Genomic DNA, 17,120 nt, shown 5'->3' on the forward strand with positions numbered 1-17,120 from the left:
AAATTGGCATGATGCTGGTATTGCCGGGTTTATTAAATTAATCATCCGGTTTTAAGGCAAAACATCCTTTATTTATGTCCATTTATAGTTATAAACAGCGCAATACGATTGTGCTGGCCATCCTTATTTTGCTTGGCTGTTTCGTTATTTATTCACTTCGAACAATTGCCGGTTCAGTTTTAAGTACAATTGTTTTATACACTATTTTGAGGCCCGTATTTATACACCTTACCGAAAAATGGATGTTAAAACGCTGGTTGGCTGCACTTCTTATCATTGTAATTTCACTCGTTTTAATTGTTGTACCATTTCTCACCCTCAGCTTTTTGGTTATTGGCAAAATATCAGAATTCAATAAAGACCCAATGCGTATTAAGGTCATTATTCAGAAAATAGATGATTTTGCAGGTTCTAAATTTAATCAGCCCGATCTGGTTGATAAGGGAATCCAGAAGTCAAGCGAAATTGCCACAGAATTATTCCCCTCAGTATTAGGCGGAGCAGCAAGCATTTTCCTTGGACTGGTTGTCATGTATTTTCTGTTATATTTTATGTTTGTTCAACGGGAAACGTTTGAAGGCGGATTGTTAAAGTATGCTCCTTTCAGAGAACAGAATGCATTAAAATTTGCCACAGAATTGCGAAATACAACCTATTCAAATGTTTTAGGTCAGGGATTCATAGCTGTTGTTCAGGGTGCACTGGTAAGTTTAGCATTCTTTATTTTTGGTATAAATGATGCCATATTTTGGGGAGTGATTTCTACATTCCTTTCATTTTTACCTGTAGTTGGTGCTCCCTTAATTTTTATTCCGGCTGCACTTATTGAACTGGCCAACGGTAATAATACAGCTGGTTGGGGAATTCTGTTATTTGGTTTCATTATTATTACCAATATTGATAATGTGATCAGGCTGTTGATTGCCAAAAAAGTTTCAGATACCCATCCAATAATTACCGTTGTTGGCGTAATCATTGGTATACCTATATTCGGAATTATGGGTTTGGTATTCGGACCATTATTGCTTTCCTATTTTATACTAACCATCCGGATTTATGAAACTAGTAAACTTGCCTCGGAGCGTTTAGAGCGGATTAAATTAGAGGAAGATGAATAATAAAAACAGTTTATTGACTTGAATTGTATATTATATTAATTAAACAGAACAATTTAAAAACTTTAAAATAAGAAAATCATGAATGATAATTCAAAAGTATTAGCCGCATTACTTGCCGGAATGGCTGCAGGTCTAGCAGTAGGATTTTTATTTGCCCCAGAAAAAGGATCAGAAACACGTGATAAATTAAATGATTCTTTAAAAAATCTAGCTGATAGCATCAAAGACAGAACTTCTGATGAACTAAGTAATTTATCCCACCTAAAAGATAAAGTAGTATCTAATGTAAAATCTAAATTTTCAACTGCAGAAAACGAAGCAGCAAATCTGGCCGATGATGCAAAATCAACTTTCAACAAAGCAGCTGATAGTGCTGGAAATAATTTTAATCAAGCTTAATTGCTTATCTAATTAGTGAACATGAAAGAAGTGGAAGAAGAAGAACCCGGACTTGTAGATAAAGTTAAAGAGTATATCCGGATCCGTAAAGATTTGGCCATGCTAATGATTGCAGATAAAGCCTCACAAGCAGCAGGAGGTTTAATTTCAGGTGCAATTCTTATATTCCTTGGATTTTTTGTTTTCCTCTTTGCAAATTTTGGTTTGGGATATTACCTGTCAGAAATTATAGGTAACAGTTATGCCGGATTCTTTATTGTTGCAGGTATTTACCTGTTAATTGCAATAATCGTTCTCCTCGTTAAAGAGAACAGTATTGAGAAACCATTTGCTAACAGAGTTATTAAAAAGATATTAGCAGAACGAAACGAAAGTATATATGAAAAGCAGAATTGAAACTACAGAAGATTTACATGCTGAGATACTTCGTTTAAAATTATTAAGGTATCATCAGGAAGCCGCAATTGAGCAGGATATTAAAGGGATTACTGATAAATTTCGCATTCCGGCTCTTTTACTCCACAGAATTCAGGGCTGGTTTGGCGATAATTCCGCAACTCATGCCAAAGGAGAACCGGAACACGATTGGGTAACCAATGCATTCCGTATCGGGCTGCCGGTACTTTTAAATAAAATGGTGTTTGGTAGAGCCGGATTTTTTATAAAGTCATTAGTCGCTTTAGCATCTCAAAAAGCAGCCACTAACGTTAATAAAGATGTGGTTACACATTGGATTGATAAAGCTGCTGATTGGATAAGAGGCGCATCTAAAAATCCTAAATCAAATAAAAATTTCGATTACGGAATTCCGCCTGATAGCGAAACTTATTAATTATAAGCCCGGAAAACCGGGCTTTTTTTATGCCTTATTTTTTATAAAATCAGCGTAAGCTAATTTTATCCCTTGTTCAAGCTCAATTGTATGTTTCCATCCTTTAGAATGAAGCTTAGAAACATCCATTAATTTTCTGGGAGTTCCGTCGGGCTTGCTTGAATCGAATACCAGCTCACCACTAAATCCAACTACATTCTGGATGATTTGTGCAAGTTCCTTAATACTTACATCTTCGCCGGTACCAATATTAATCAGGTTTGGCTCATCATAGGTTTGCATCAAATAATAACATGCCTCTGCAAGATCATCAGCAAATAAAAATTCACGCTTCGGATTTCCTGATCCCCAGATGGTAACAGAGTCTGCTCCACTCACTTTTGCTTCATGAAATTTCCGGATAAGAGCAGGAAGAACATGAGAATTTTCCGGGTGGTAGTTATCATTATAGCCATATAAATTTGTAGGCATTACCGATATGAAATTGCAATTATATTGATCCCGATAGGCGTCGCACATTTTAATACCGGCAATTTTTGCAATGGCATAAGGCTCATTTGTGGGTTCTAATACACCAGTAAGAAGGTATTCTTCTTTTAAAGGTTGGGGTGCCAGTTTGGGATAGATACAGCTGGACCCCAGAAAAAGCAGTTTTTTAACTCCGTTTAAATATGAATTATGGATAATATTATTTTGAATGGCAAGGTTCTCATACAGAAAATCGGCCCGATAGGTATTATTTGCCACAATTCCACCAACTTTAGCGGCAGCCAGGAAAACATATTCAGGTTTCTGGTCACTAAAAAAATCAGTTACCTGCTGCTGATTTCTAAGGTCAAGTTCTTTTGAAGTTCTGGTAATCAGATTGGTATAGCCTTCATTGGTTAACTTTCTTAAAATGGCTGATCCTACCATTCCACGATGCCCGGCGATATATACTTTAGCGTTTTTTTCCAATTGTTTTTTTGTTGAGAGGCAAATATAAAACTATTTTTGCAGGCTTAAGAACGATAGAATGGGTAAGGATAAATTACGGCGCTACGCAGAGATCTCCGATTTTAATAACGTTCATGAACTTGAAGAAGGGAAAGAACTTAAAGGAGCGTGGAATAAAATCCAGTTTGCCAATGAGCTTCCTGTAATTTTGGAACTTGCCTGCGGAAAAGGTGAGTATACGGTAAGTCTTGCCAAACTTTTTCCTGAGAAGAATTTTATAGGGATTGATTACAAGGGTAACCGAATTTGGAGGGGCGCAAAGACCGCTTTAGAAGAAAAAATACCCAATGTTGCATTTTTAAGAATCCAGATTGAACATATACTGGATTATTTTGAAGATGGCGAGATTTCTGAGATATGGATTACTTTTCCGGATCCGCAACCGCAGGAGAGCAGAGAGAAAAAAAGACTCACATCTCCCCGCTTTTTAGAAATGTACAAACGCATTTTAAAAAAAGGCGGAATTCTGCATCTTAAAACAGATAATGATGCCTTACATGCATATACGCATGAAAAAATCGCCGAACTCGGTTTACAGCTTCACGTACGAACGCAAGACTTATACCGTTCTGACTTTGCAGATGAAGTACTTTCAATAAAAACGTATTATGAGAAAAAGTATCTTGCTCATGATAAAAACATCAATTACCTGAAGTTTAGCTTCCAGCATTGACAACTGACTCTTTTTATGACCGTGTGCACCAAGTTGTGCGCTTAATTCCAAGTGGAAGGATAACAACTTACGGTGCTATTGCTGCATACCTCGGATCTAAGGGTTCATCAAGAATGGTGGGCTACGCCATGAATAATTCATTTACGGCAATCCCTCAGGTTCCGGCACACCGGGTTGTAAACAGACAGGGCTTACTCAGCGGGAAAGCTCATTTTGGCTCACCAACTCTAATGCAGCAATTACTGGAAAATGAGGGAATAAAAGTTATTGATGATAAAGTAGTCGATTTTAAAATTTTATTTTGGGACCCTGCTACAGAACTTGATTTCTGATTTACTCGGATAATTACATAATTTAAAAAATTTATTATGGGAAAACTAATAGAAGAATTTAACGGATATCGTAGCAAAATGAACGACCGGATCATGGAAAGTGCAAATACCAATATGAAACGGTTTTTAGCACTTGATACCACCACCTATGCCGAGGGCGCTTTAGATGTTAAAACCAAAGAGATGCTGGGTCTGGTAGCTTCTATGGTTTTACGCTGCGACGATTGCATCAAATATCATTTAGGCAAGTGTCATGAAGCTGGAGTAAACAGCACAGAGATGAATGAAATTTTCATGATCGCCAATTTGGTAGGTGGTTCTATTGTAATTCCGCATTACCGCAGAGCGGTTGAATATTGGGATGAATTATGTGCGCAATAGGGTTTAAAACAATTGATTTTGTTAATTTCATTTTTTAAGTTCTTGCTGCATGACAGACACTTCAAACTTGAATGATCCAAATATTACCCGCTGCACCTGGTGCGGTACAGATCCGCTGTATGTAGAATATCATGACAAGGAATGGGGAAAACCGGTATATGATGATAAAATCCTTTTTGAATTTTTGATACTGGAAAGTGCGCAAGCGGGATTAAGCTGGATTACAGTTTTGCGTAAACGCGAAAATTACAGAAAGGCTTTTGTTGATTTTGATGCAGAAAAAATAGCAAATTTCTCTGCAGATGACATTGAGCGTTTAATGCTTGATGCCGGCATTATCAGAAACAGACAAAAAATTGAAGCTGCAATAAATAATGCAAAGCTGTTTTTAAAAATTCAGGAAGAATACGGCAGCTTTTCTGATTATATGTGGGGATTTTTGCCTGATAAAAAACCTATACTTAATTCCTGGGAACAGAATTCCGGTTTACCTGCCCGGACAGAATTATCCGACAGAATAAGTTCGGATATGAAGAAAAAGGGCTTCAAATTCTTTGGAAGCACCATATGTTATGCGCACATGCAAGCCACCGGAATGGTAAATGATCATATTACCGGATGCATTTCACGCTAGTCCAATAAACATACTGCAATAAATCAGGATGTTATTAAATTTGAATGATCCTGACAATGGATAAAATTCTATACAATATACTTTAATAGCTCCGGCTAATGCTGAAGGTAGTAACAGCAATAAAGAACAATTTATACCAATGAAAAAACTATTTCTTTTAGACGCCTTCGCATTAATATACCGGGCACATTTTGCATTAAGTAAAAATCCAAGATTTACTTCCGGGGGATTGAATACCTCGGCCATTATGGGATTTACTAACACGCTTCTGGAAGTGCTGAGAAAAGAAAATCCAAGTCACATGGCGGTGGTTTTCGATACAGATGCCCCAACGGAACGGCATACAGATTACGCTGCGTATAAAGCACATCGTCAGGCCATGCCAGAAGATCTGGCATTGGCTATACCATACATTGTGCGCCTCATTGAAGGATTTAACATTCCGGTTATATTTTCTGATGGATATGAAGCCGACGACTTAATTGGAACTTTAGCCAAAAAAGCCGAGAAAGAAGGTTTTACAGTTTTCTGCATGACTCCTGATAAGGATTTTGGCCAGCTGGTTTCAGAAAATATTTTCATATACAAACCGGCCCGCATGGGCAACGGTATGGAAATCCAGGGAGTGAAAGAAATCCTGGAAAAGTGGGATGTTGAAAACGTGGAGCAGGTAATAGATATCCTGGGATTATGGGGTGATGCGGTGGATAACATTCCAGGTATACCCGGTGTGGGCGAAAAAACTGCCAAATTACTTATCAAGTCATACGGATCTATTGAAAATATTATTGCCAATAGTCATGAGTTAAAAGGAAAACTCCGCGAAAATGTGGAGCAATTTTCTGAGCAGGCACTTATTTCTAAGAAATTGGCAACCATCATGCTTAATGCTCCGGTAGATCTGGATGTAGATTCCTTACATGTAGATGAGCCAAACCGGGAAGTTTTAGAGCCATTATTTGCCGAACTAGAATTCCGGACCATTGGCAAACGTGTTTTTGGCGATGAGTTTAAGGTAACCGAAATAAGCACAGGGAGCACTTCGGGGCAGATGGATCTTTTTGGAACGGCTTCTACAAAGGAAAATACAGTTAGTAATGAAATCACTCCGCAGGAAGCTGCTCCTTTAAGGAATATTAATAACACAACTCATGAGTATCATCTGGCGGATTCGAAAGAGAAAAGACAGGACTTAATATCCATTCTCGGGCGGAATACCTCTTTTTGCTTTGATACAGAAACTACTCACCTGGATGCTAATGATTGTGAGCTGGTTGGATTATCTTTTTCTATTAAAGCGGGCGAGGCCTGGTATGTCCCCCTGTCTGCAGACCAGACTGAATGTCAAACCTGTATTGATGAATTCAGGGAGCTTTTTGAGAATGAAAGAATCGCCAAATCAGGTCAAAATTTAAAATATGATATATTGGTTCTCAGCTGGTATGGAATCAATGTAAAAGGCGAATTGTTTGATACCATGCTTGCCCATTATTTGCTCGATCCGGATTCAAGGCATAATATGGATCTTCTTTCAGAGAATTATCTGGGATATTCGCCGGTAAGCATTACCTCACTAATTGGAAATAAAGGCAAGAAACAAGGCAATATGCGTGATGTTGAGCTGGAGCTGATTAAAGAATATGCAGCCGAGGACGCGGATATTACGCTTCAGCTAAAAGATGTTTTTGAACCTCTGCTAAAAAAGGTTGATGCCGATAAGCTTGCCAAAGATGTAGAAAACCCATTGATTTATGTGCTTTGTGATATGGAACGCGAAGGCGTTAAAGTAGATCAGGAAGCTCTTGCCGAATTTTCTAAAACATTAAAAACAGATCTTAATCTGCTGGAGCATACCATATATGAAAAGGCCGGAGTCAAATTCAACATCGCTTCACCAAAGCAATTAGGCGAAGTTTTATTTGACAAATTACAGCTTGATCCAAAAGCTAAAAAAACAAAAACCGGGCAGTATCAAACCGGGGAAGATGTTTTAACAGGCCTGGCAAATAAAAGTGATATCGTTAAAGAAATTCTGGATTTCAGACAATTACAGAAATTAAAATCTACCTACGTAGACTCTCTTCCCCTATTAATCAACAAAAAAACCGGAAGAATCCATACTTCCTATAATCAGGCTGTTGCATCTACCGGGAGATTGAGTTCTAATAATCCCAATCTTCAAAATATTCCAATCAGAACTGAACGTGGACGTGAAGTAAGAAGAGCTTTTATTCCAAGGGATGAAAATCATGTTATTCTTTCTGCGGATTATTCACAAATCGAACTTCGCTTAATAGCCGAGATCAGCCGGGATGAAAACATGATGGAAGCTTTTGTACAAGGTCTGGATATCCACACGGCAACAGCTGCAAAAGTGTATGGCATTTCATTAGATGAGGTAACATCTTCTCAGCGGCGTAACGCCAAAGCGGTAAACTTCGGGATTATTTATGGACAGTCGGCTTTTGGGCTTTCCCAGAGTTTAGCTATTCCCAGAAAAGAAGCAGCCGAAATCATTGATAACTATTTTAACCAGTATCCGGGAATCAAAAAATACATGAATGATACCATGCAGTCGGCACGTGAAAATGGCTATGTAGAAACCATTATGGGCCGCCGCCGCTACCTGCGGGATATTAATTCTGCCAACGCAACCGTAAGGGGATTTGCAGAACGAAATGCAATAAATGCTCCTATACAAGGTTCAGCCGCTGATATGATAAAGATTGCCATGATTCATATTCATCAGGATATTATCGATCAGAAATTACAGTCAAAAATGACCATGCAGGTTCATGATGAATTGGTGTTTGATGTTCTGCGTGCTGAAGTTGAACCCATGAAAATAATTATCGAGAACAGAATGAAACATGCTATAAAGACTGAAGTGCCTATTTTGGTAGAAATTGGCCAGGGAAATAACTGGCTTGAGGCGCACTGATAATTCTATAAGTTCCAATTTTAATTCTGTTTACTGTATGATGACTGCTTAGGCTTCTATCCTCACTTAAATTTTACAACCATAAAATCTCTCTGATTCATCGATAAAACTTATTTAATTGATTAAAGAAGATTTTTTATTAATTGAATGTTTACTATATTGATATTCAATTATTCTTCCATGAATGTAATCCACCTGAGTGCCGAATGTTACCCTGTTGCAAAAGTTGGAGGCTTGGGCGATGTTGTAGGGGCCTTACCTAAATATTTAAATTCATTGGGCATAAATGCCTGCGTAGTGCTTCCGTATTACGATCGCAAATTTGTAAGGGAAAGTAATTTCGAAACCGTGTATGAAGGTTGCGGCAAATTAGGTCATCAAAAATTCGATTTTATTATTCTTAAAGAAATTACAGATAAGCTGGGGTTTCCATTATATCTCATCAAAATTCCGGGCCTTCTTGACCGTCAGGAAGTATATTCCTACCCTGATGAAACAGAACAATTTGTGGCTTTTCAACTGGCATTTTTAGAATGGATGGTTCAAACGAATAATGAACCTGATGTAATTCATTGTCATGATCATCATACGGGTCTTATTCCCTTTCTTGTTTCCCATTCTTCTCTTTATAATTCGTTAAAAAATGTTCCAACTATCTGCACTATTCACAATGGTGAATATCAGGGATGGATTGGATGGGATAAAGTAAGTTATCTGCCCGAGATTGATCTTTCAAAATCAGGTTTATTAGATTGGGGAGGATGTATTAATTCTCTGGCAACTGCTGTTAAATGCTGCTGGAGATTTACAACCGTATCGCCGGGTTATTTAAAGGAACTATCTGTTAATTCGAACGGACTTGAATTGCTTTTTCAGATGGAAGAAAAAAAAGGCATCGGAATTATTAACGGGATAGATACACAGGTTTGGGATCCAAAAACAGATGAACGATTAATCAAAAATTATGATGTTAAAAGCTTTACCGCGGGGAAAAAAGAGAACAAAAAACATTTGTGCAATCAATTTGAACTTAATGCAGATCTGCCGCTGATAGTATTTATCGGAAGGCTGGTAGGAGAAAAAGGTGCTGATCTTTTGCCTGAAATCATTAAGCAAACCTTTAAAGCCTATCAAAATAAAGTAAGCATACTGATTCTGGGTTCAGGAGAAAAAATTATAGAGAAGGAACTGCTGTCTCTTAAAGCTAAATACAAAAAACAGTTTGCTTTATTCATTGGTTACGATGAAGATCTTGCCCACAGAATTTACGCCGGAGCTGATTTTATTCTGATGCCATCGCGTGTTGAACCCTGTGGATTAAATCAGCTTTATTCCTTAAGATACGGTACCTTACCAATTGTTAACAATACAGGCGGATTAGGAGATACTATCATTGATTTTGAGGAAGCAAATGGATACGGAATTTTGTTTGATCATGCAGCTGTGTCTGACGCCATGACTGCTGTTGCAAGAGCAATTACACTTTATAATGATGAGAAAAAACTATCTCTGATAAGAAAAAAGATGATGAATTTGAATTTCTCCTGGGATAAATCAGCAAAAGAATATATACAATTATATAAAAGCTTAATAAAAGAAAAACATGGATTATAAAGTAATTTGCGTAGTACTTGGCGGCGGACAAGGTTCACGGCTATACCCATTAACATCAACCCGCTCTAAACCTGCTGTTCCAATTGCCGGAAAATACCGACTGGTGGATATCCCGATATCCAATTGCATGAATTCAGGTATCGAACGTATTTTCGTGGTTACCCAGTTTAATTCTGCTTCATTAAACAAGCATATAAAAAACACCTATCACTTTAGCATTTTTAGTGATGCATTTGTAGATATTCTTGCTGCAGAGCAAACTCCTCATAATACAACCTGGTTTCAGGGTACTGCCGACGCAGTTCGACAATGTGCGCATCATTTTGCTCAGCATGATTATGACTATTTGTTAATCCTTTCGGGAGATCAGTTATACCAGATGGATTTTCAGCAGATGATTAAAAACCACGTTGAAAATGGCGCAGAAATTTCTATAGCTACTATTCCGGTTCATGAAAGAGAAACATCTGCTTTCGGGATTTTAAAAACAGATAAGGATCATTTTATAACTGAATTTATAGAAAAACCTAAAGGTGATGTATTAGGAGATTGGGTATCTGATACCGGAGAAGCAATGAAAGCGCAGGGCCGGAATTATTTGGCTTCCATGGGGATATATGTATTCAATCGCGGGCTGTTATTAAGCCTTTTATCAGAAAATGATTATACCGATTTTGGTAAGGAACTAATTCCTCAATCTTTAAAAGAGCATAAAGTTATTAGCTATCAATACGAAGGGTATTGGACCGATATTGGAAACATTCATTCGTTTTTCGAAGCAAATATTGGACTAACCGATGATATTCCGCTGTTTAATTTATTCGATAAGCATCCTATTTTTTCCAGAGCCAGAATGCTCCCGCCAAGTAAAATTTCTGGTACTACATTAGAAAAAACAGTTATTGCAGATGGCTGTATCATTAATGCGAGCCGGATAGAGCGCTCAGTAATCGGAATCAGAACTCGTATTGGGTACGGAACTACAATTGTAAATACCTACGTAATGGGTAGCGATTATTATCAAACTTTAGACAAGCTGAATGAAGCCAAATCCGCAAGTCATCCTATAATGGGTATTGGCGAGCGCTGCTATATCAAAAATGCAATCCTGGATAAAAATTGCTTTATTGGAAATGATGTAAGGATTATTGGAAAGCCCGAAATGCCTGACGGGGATTTCGATAGTTATACCTGCAAAGACGGGATTATTGTAATTAAGAAAGGTGCCATTATCCCAAATGGAATGGTAATATCTTAAGCCTAATAAGTAGAAAACAAAAAAGCTCTCAAAGGGCTTTTTTGTTTATTAAAGAATTATAGAATCTCCAATAGGGAGAATCTTTAAATTTATTCCGGCAGCAGAAAACTTGCGTTTGGTTTCTTCCTCATCAATCATGATTACCGGGAAAGTGTTGTAATGGATAGCCACTACATTCTTACAGTTAATCAAACGACTTGCTTTTATAGCGCCATCAACTCCCATTGTAAAATTATCCCCGATAGGTAAAAATGCCCAGTCAAGGTGCTCGTCTGCCAGAAATTGCATGTCGGAGTGTAAAGCTGTATCACCTGCAAAATAGATTTTTGTTCCATCAGCATCAACGATAAATCCAGCCGGATTTCCTCCATAAGTCCCATCAGGCATTGAGCTTGAATGTAAGGCATGCACCATTTTCACTTGGCCGAAATCAAATTGGTATGATCCTCCGATATTCATAGTATGCGTATTAGAAATCCCCTTTGAGGATAACCAGGATACCATATCAGCAATGCAGATTACCTTCGCAGAACTGTTTTTTTGAATTTCTTCCAAATCAGCAATATGATCTTCATGACCATGCGACAGTAAGATATAGTCTGGTTTTAACTGGCTTACATCTATATGAGCAGCCAGCTTGTTAGGCCTGATGAAAGGATCAAAAAGCAATACATTAGCCGAGAGTTCCAGCTGGATGCAGGAATGACCTAAGAAAGTGGCTTTCATAATTTCTTCTTACTTACCAAAAATATTGCCTAATCCACCCATCATATCGCGGGTAGCAGCCTGCATTTCATTCTGACTAACTGTTTCTGCCTGTACCAATACTTTATTCATTACTGTTACCAGCAACTCTTCAAGTTCTTCCTTTTCGGCAGATTTTAGAAATTCAGAGTCAATTTCTATAGAGGTGATGGTTTTACTTGCAGTAGCATGTACTTTAATTTTTCCACCTTCTATTTCAGCGTTAACCGAAATATTATCCAGGTTTTTTTTTATCTCTTCTGCCTTCTTCTGAGCTTCTAATAGTTTATCGAACATATCATTTTGATTTATTCAAAATTAACATTCTTAATTCATAAAGGTTTAAATAGTGCTGCGGATAATATCCGGAGATAATGGTTTGGATATAAATCCGCTGACGGAAGAATATGTATGTGATCTTAAAATATCTTTTTCGTCAACAGATGAAGTCACAATAAAAATTCGGATGATTTTTATAAGTTCCAGACGAATAGTCTCAAACAGATCCAAAAAATCCCAACCATCAATAACGGGCATATTGAGGTCTAAAAGAATCACATCAGGCAATGCCTGAATATTTTTTTTATTGTTTTTTATAAAATCAATTGCTTTCTCAGCTTCTGTAAAGCTGGTGTAATCATCAAAAAGCTGATGCTTTTCGATCATAATTTGTGCTATCCGCTGATGTATTGAGTCGTCGTCAATTATAAATACTTTGCTCATTTTACTGGTAACGCCTCATAAATAATTTATTTCCAATTCTTCTGATATCCCAATGGCGATTAAGATATGAGAGCTAAAGGTATTATGTTTTGCGATATAAATCCTCTGGATTATTGGACACGTATTCAGTTTACGTTTAAAGATGGCTTAGGTTACAATAAAACTCTCTGATTTATTGGAGGATAATTAACCAAACCGTCCTATAATTATTTAAAATTTAATCATCCGAAGAATCTGAAGCTGTAATAGCAGAACCCCCGTTGCCGTAATAAGCGCTTTTTCGAACTACGGGCATATCAACCATTTTATATAATTCATCCAGCTTTAATAAACTTCCGTTTGTTAAATTACTCAGTAAAACTATAGTTACGTCATTTTTCATATCCCGAAGGTAAATATGCCTGAAACCATGCCACCAGCCTGTATGATATACAACCTTGTGGCCCCTATCATCAAACATTCTCCAACCGTAACCATAATTAAAATGTCCTCTTTCCATTTCGTTATGAGGTGCGTACATTGAATCTAAAGAGCTTTTCTTTAATATGCGGCCCTGGCGCATGGCACGGTCAAAAAGAAAAAGATCCTGAACAGTGCTGTAAACACCCTTATCACCAACCGGACCATCTAAAAAATTCTGCACTACTGAGCGTCTCCAGATCCTATCGTGCCCAACTACATCAACCGGAATTTTATCATACTTGACTTTCGAAAATACGTTGGTATTTTTCATTCCGCTTGGCTTGAAAACACGTTCTTTCAAAAACTGAGCGTATGTTTTGCCTGAAACTTTTTCGATTATAGCTCCCAATACCATATAATTGGAATTATTGTAATGGAATTTCCTGTCAGGCTTGTTGTAAGGTACCGGCTTATGTTCAGAAATTAAATTCATCACATCTGTATTAGACATTCCTTTACGCTTGTCTTTCCAAATATTGTCGGTAAAATAAACATAGTTCATCATCCCCGAACGATGAGTTAACAGCATTTTTACAGTAATGCCTTCATATGGAAAGTTGGGGAAAAATTCCTTTACATTCTGACTAAGTTTCAGCTTACCCTCCTCTACAAGAATCATGATAGCTGTAGCTGTAAAAGGTTTTGTTACAGAGGCCAGTTCAAATACAGAATTTATCTTTAAGCTATCGCGATGAAGATAATCTGCCCATCCAATTGCATTCTGATATACGATCTTGCCCTTTTGAGCTACCAGTACATTTCCGTTAAAAGCATACTTTTTATGAAGATTCTTCATGAATTCATCAATCTTTTTATTCCCTTTTTTGGGATTATAGATTAATGACAAGCTGTCGGCCTTTTTATAATCAACAGCATCAGCATGACTAATAATATTCTTTGAATTAGAAGAGTTACAGGATTGCAGAGTTAAAAAAGCAAGAATCAGAAAAAAAGTATGTCGCAAAAAACAGGTCATTATTGTAGTATCTGGATTATAAAATAAGAAAGTGGAAAATTAAAGATTATTGTACTGAAGATGGCAAAAGAGTTTTAAACAGTTATATGTACGGTTTTATTGCCACATTGTTTTTAAATTATTGTATTAAGGCAGATATGAAACTGTATAAGCTGGCCTCATTGTAATTAAAAAATATAAATTTGCAGCAAATCAAAAACTCACTCACGATGACTTACAGAGTAGAACATGATACCATGGGCGAAGTACAGGTACCCGCTGAAAAATATTGGGGTGCCCAGACTCAACGATCCCGAAATAATTTTAAAATTGGGCCGGAAGCATCTATGCCGGCAGAAATAATTGCAGCATTTGCATATTTAAAAAAGGCAGCGGCCTTTACCAATACTGATTGCGGAGTTCTGGCTTCTGAAAAACGCGATTTAATTGCTGCTGTATGCGATGAAATTCTGGACGGAAACCTTCGATCAGAATTTCCTCTGGTTATCTGGCAAACGGGTTCCGGAACCCAATCGAACATGAATGTAAATGAAGTTATTGCTAACCGGGCACACGTTTTACAGGGAAATAGCCTGGGTGAAGGAACCATGCTTGTTCATCCAAATGACGATGTAAACAAGTCGCAATCTTCTAATGACACTTTTCCAACGGCTATGCATATTGCAGCCTACAAAATGGTTGCCGAAGTAACTATACCGGGTGTTCAGAAACTTCGTGATGCACTGCAGGCTAAAACTGAAGCATTTAAAGATGTAGTTAAGATCGGTCGTACACACCTGATGGATGCCACACCTTTAACTTTGGGACAGGAATTTTCAGGATATGTTTCTCAGCTTAACCATGGATTAAAGGCATTAAATAATACATTAGATCACCTTTCAGAACTTGCTCTTGGCGGTACTGCGGTTGGAACCGGAATTAATACTCCAAAGGGATATGATGTAAAAGTTGCAGATTATATTGCACAGTTCACCAATCTTCCATTTAAAACTGCTGAAAATAAATTTGAAGCTTTAGCAGCACATGATGCCATTGTAGAAACTCACGGAGCATTAAAACAACTTGCGGTTTCCTTAATGAAAATTGCTAATGATATTCGGATGCTTGCTTCGGGTCCACGCTCAGGAATAGGTGAAATCCACATTCCGGATAATGAGCCGGGATCATCAATTATGCCGGGCAAGGTGAACCCAACACAAAATGAGGCTGTAACCATGGTTGCCGCCCAGGTAATGGGTAATGATGTTACAATTTCTATCGGTGGCTCTAATGGCCATTATGAGCTGAATGTTTTTAAACCTGTAATGGCGGCTAACTTTTTGCAGTCGGCCAGATTGATTGGTGATGCATGCGTATCATTTACAGATCATTGTGTGGTGGGAATTGAACCTAATTTTGCCGGAATTAAAAAGCATCTTGAAAATTCCCTAATGCTCGTTACTGCTTTAAATCCTCATATAGGTTATGAAAATGCTGCCAAAATTGCAAAAAAAGCTTTAAAAGAAAATAAGTCTCTCCGGGAAGCAGCTGTTGATTTGGGTTTATTAACAAATGAACAATTTGATCAATGGGTGCGTCCTGAAGATATGATTGGCGGACTAAAATAATTTTAAATACATCTCCCGAAAGGGAGATTTTTACCATTTGTATGAGTAAACTTTTCCCTGTATTTTTTCTTCTGCTGCTACTAATTTCTTCTTGCAAATTTAATCCCAATGTGCAGGATAAGGGAACTGAATATTTACAGGGAATTTGGCAGGAAAATAAGATTGAATATCAGGATCAGTTGCTGCAATATACTGCTCATACTTTTAAGTTCAGCTGCGACTCATTTTATATTACTTTCAATACCAAATCTAAGGTTAACATTTATCCGGACAGCTGTTTTAATAATGGAATATGGACTGAATATGCCAAGGGCGGATATGTCGTACAAAATGACACCTTATTTCTTTCAGGAACATATGCTAAATCAAATTTTAAGCAAAAAATCAGCGGCTGCTATCGAAACGGGCAATATCTTGAAACGTATATAATTAAAAAACATTCGGCTGATAGATTATATCTGGAAGGCCTGCAACAACATCAGCTTATAAAAATGTCATTAAACCAGAAATTAATCTGCAATCCTAAACCTGTAAAATAATATTTATGAAATCTACTGTTTTAACAAAGCTTGCTTTTATATGCCTGTTAATTTATGCACCCATTCAAACTATGGCCTGGGGCATGACCGGCCACAGAATTGTTGGTGAAATAGCGTCGTGCTATGTTAATAAACATGCCCAAAAAGAAATATCTCTGATTCTGGGATCGGAATCTTTAGCGATGTCTAGTAACTGGGCTGATTTTATAAAATCGGAGCCCGCATTTAATTATCTGGGCACATGGCATTACGCCAATTTTAAAGATCAGCTAAACTATCAGACGTTGAAAGATCAAATGGAACAGGATACAACCCTGAATATTTATAACAGAATCAAATTTATCAGCTCAGAACTTAAAAACAAGAATCTCGATAAAAGTAAAAAACAATTGTATTTGAGATTGCTGGTACATTTTGTTGGTGATATTCATCAGCCAATGCACATGGGTAAAAAAGAAGATAGCGGAGGTAATGGAATTAAGGTTTTCTGGTTTAACCAGCCATCAAATCTGCATCGGGTTTGGGACGAACAATTAATAGAGTATCAGCAACTGAGTTATACTGAATATACAAAAGTCATTAATCATGCAACTTCGCAGCAGGTAAAAAACTGGCAAAAAGATGATTTGGCAATCTGGGCGCATGAATCTTACGTGGCCAGCCGGAAGCTATACTCTGAAATAAACCCTGAAGAAAAATTGAGCTATAAATACAATTACGTAAATGTTGAGCTTCTGAATGAACGTTTATTAAAAGGCGGAGTTCGGTTAGGCGGTTTATTAAATCAGATTTTTTCAAATTAGTCAGAAATCTATCATCTGACTCATCTTTAAATGAGCTTCAATTTGATCAAATATCTGCAATAGATATTCTCATCCTTTTGAAGCTCAT

The 17,120-nt window shown here is 37.3% G+C and carries 19 protein-coding genes; 14 read left to right on the top strand and 5 right to left on the bottom strand.

The genetic code is table 11. From position 1 onward, the window contains the following. Positions 1-74 precede the first annotated feature (74 nt). The 4 genes from G521_RS0103995 (at position 75) to G521_RS0104010 (ending at position 2,349) form a co-directional block, all read left to right on the top strand. Entirely contained in the window at positions 75-1,118 is a 1,044-nt protein-coding gene (locus tag G521_RS0103995; RefSeq protein ID WP_026897378.1) for an AI-2E family transporter, read from the top strand. Between the two features lie 78 nt (positions 1,119-1,196). After that, positions 1,197-1,517 (top strand): YtxH domain-containing protein, encoded by a 321-nt coding sequence (locus tag G521_RS16430; RefSeq protein ID WP_051189442.1) that lies wholly within the window; start codon positions 1,197-1,199, stop codon positions 1,515-1,517. Positions 1,518-1,538: 21 nt separating this feature from the next. After that, positions 1,539-1,913, top strand: a complete 375-nt coding sequence (locus G521_RS16435) for a phage holin family protein (RefSeq protein WP_036678111.1) — start codon at positions 1,539-1,541, stop codon at positions 1,911-1,913. Next, positions 1,897-2,349 carry a hypothetical protein gene (locus G521_RS0104010; RefSeq protein WP_026897379.1) on the top strand — a complete coding sequence of 151 codons (453 nt, stop codon included), beginning with the start codon at positions 1,897-1,899 and terminating at the stop codon, positions 2,347-2,349. The genes G521_RS16435 and G521_RS0104010 overlap by 17 nt, the downstream gene beginning before the upstream one ends. Before the next feature lie 27 nt (positions 2,350-2,376). On the opposite strand, the gene fcl is transcribed toward G521_RS0104010, so the two are convergent. Next, positions 2,377-3,306 (bottom strand): GDP-L-fucose synthase, encoded by a 930-nt coding sequence (gene fcl / locus G521_RS0104015; RefSeq protein WP_026897380.1) that lies wholly within the window; start codon positions 3,304-3,306, stop codon positions 2,377-2,379. Positions 3,307-3,364: 58 nt separating this feature from the next. Between fcl and trmB the strand changes: the two genes are divergently transcribed. The 7 genes from trmB (at position 3,365) to G521_RS0104050 (ending at position 11,178) form a co-directional block, all read left to right on the top strand. Further along, on the top strand, positions 3,365-4,018 hold the full coding sequence (gene trmB / locus G521_RS0104020) for a tRNA (guanosine(46)-N7)-methyltransferase TrmB (protein WP_026897381.1): 654 nt from the start codon (positions 3,365-3,367) through the stop codon (positions 4,016-4,018). Continuing rightward, positions 4,015-4,350 carry an MGMT family protein gene (locus G521_RS0104025; RefSeq protein ID WP_026897382.1) on the top strand — a complete coding sequence of 112 codons (336 nt, stop codon included), beginning with the start codon at positions 4,015-4,017 and terminating at the stop codon, positions 4,348-4,350. Before trmB ends, G521_RS0104025 begins: the two co-directional genes overlap by 4 nt. A gap of 36 nt (positions 4,351-4,386) precedes the next feature. Next, positions 4,387-4,731: a carboxymuconolactone decarboxylase family protein gene (locus G521_RS0104030; RefSeq protein WP_026897383.1), complete on the top strand. Its 345-nt coding sequence runs from the start codon at positions 4,387-4,389 to the stop codon at positions 4,729-4,731. 49 nt (positions 4,732-4,780) lie between these two features. Continuing rightward, positions 4,781-5,365 carry a DNA-3-methyladenine glycosylase I gene (locus G521_RS0104035; protein WP_036678114.1) on the top strand — a complete coding sequence of 195 codons (585 nt, stop codon included), beginning with the start codon at positions 4,781-4,783 and terminating at the stop codon, positions 5,363-5,365. A gap of 139 nt (positions 5,366-5,504) precedes the next feature. Continuing rightward, entirely contained in the window at positions 5,505-8,306 is a 2,802-nt protein-coding gene (polA, locus tag G521_RS0104040) for a DNA polymerase I (RefSeq protein WP_026897385.1), read from the top strand. A gap of 180 nt (positions 8,307-8,486) precedes the next feature. Then, on the top strand, positions 8,487-9,920 hold the full coding sequence (locus tag G521_RS0104045; protein ID WP_036678481.1) for a glycogen synthase: 1,434 nt from the start codon (positions 8,487-8,489) through the stop codon (positions 9,918-9,920). Continuing rightward, a complete protein-coding gene (locus tag G521_RS0104050; protein WP_026897387.1) occupies positions 9,910-11,178 on the top strand; it encodes a glucose-1-phosphate adenylyltransferase in 1,269 nt (422 codons plus the stop codon). Before G521_RS0104045 ends, G521_RS0104050 begins: the two co-directional genes overlap by 11 nt. A gap of 48 nt (positions 11,179-11,226) precedes the next feature. Here the strand turns inward: G521_RS0104050 and G521_RS0104055 are convergent, their stop codons facing one another. The 4 genes from G521_RS0104055 to G521_RS0104070 form a co-directional block, all read right to left on the bottom strand. Beyond that, a complete protein-coding gene (locus G521_RS0104055) occupies positions 11,227-11,904 on the bottom strand; it encodes a metal-dependent hydrolase (protein WP_026897388.1) in 678 nt (225 codons plus the stop codon). Between the two features lie 9 nt (positions 11,905-11,913). Then, positions 11,914-12,219 (bottom strand): YbaB/EbfC family nucleoid-associated protein, encoded by a 306-nt coding sequence (locus tag G521_RS0104060; protein WP_026897389.1) that lies wholly within the window; start codon positions 12,217-12,219, stop codon positions 11,914-11,916. Positions 12,220-12,264: 45 nt separating this feature from the next. Further along, the gene (locus tag G521_RS0104065) at positions 12,265-12,645 is read right to left on the bottom strand and encodes a response regulator (RefSeq protein ID WP_026897390.1); all 381 of its coding nucleotides are present in this window, start codon (positions 12,643-12,645) and stop codon (positions 12,265-12,267) included. Positions 12,646-12,862: 217 nt separating this feature from the next. Then, on the bottom strand, positions 12,863-14,083 hold the full coding sequence (locus tag G521_RS0104070; RefSeq protein ID WP_036678117.1) for a serine hydrolase domain-containing protein: 1,221 nt from the start codon (positions 14,081-14,083) through the stop codon (positions 12,863-12,865). A gap of 209 nt (positions 14,084-14,292) precedes the next feature. Here G521_RS0104070 and fumC point away from each other — a divergent pair, with 209 nt between their 5' ends. The 3 genes from fumC to G521_RS0104085 are packed head-to-tail and all read left to right on the top strand — an operon-like array spanning position 14,293 to position 17,032. Beyond that, positions 14,293-15,690 (top strand): class II fumarate hydratase, encoded by a 1,398-nt coding sequence (gene fumC / locus G521_RS0104075; protein ID WP_026897392.1) that lies wholly within the window; start codon positions 14,293-14,295, stop codon positions 15,688-15,690. A 41-nt stretch (positions 15,691-15,731) separates the two neighbouring features. Next, positions 15,732-16,229: a hypothetical protein gene (locus tag G521_RS0104080; protein WP_026897393.1), complete on the top strand. Its 498-nt coding sequence runs from the start codon at positions 15,732-15,734 to the stop codon at positions 16,227-16,229. Positions 16,230-16,234: 5 nt separating this feature from the next. Next, positions 16,235-17,032, top strand: a complete 798-nt coding sequence (locus G521_RS0104085) for a S1/P1 nuclease (RefSeq protein ID WP_026897394.1) — start codon at positions 16,235-16,237, stop codon at positions 17,030-17,032. The last annotated feature ends 88 nt before the right edge of the window (positions 17,033-17,120 follow it).

It is taken from the genome of Daejeonella oryzae DSM 19973 (assembly GCF_000422945.1).
Lineage (GTDB): Bacteria > Bacteroidota > Bacteroidia > Sphingobacteriales > Sphingobacteriaceae > Daejeonella > Daejeonella oryzae.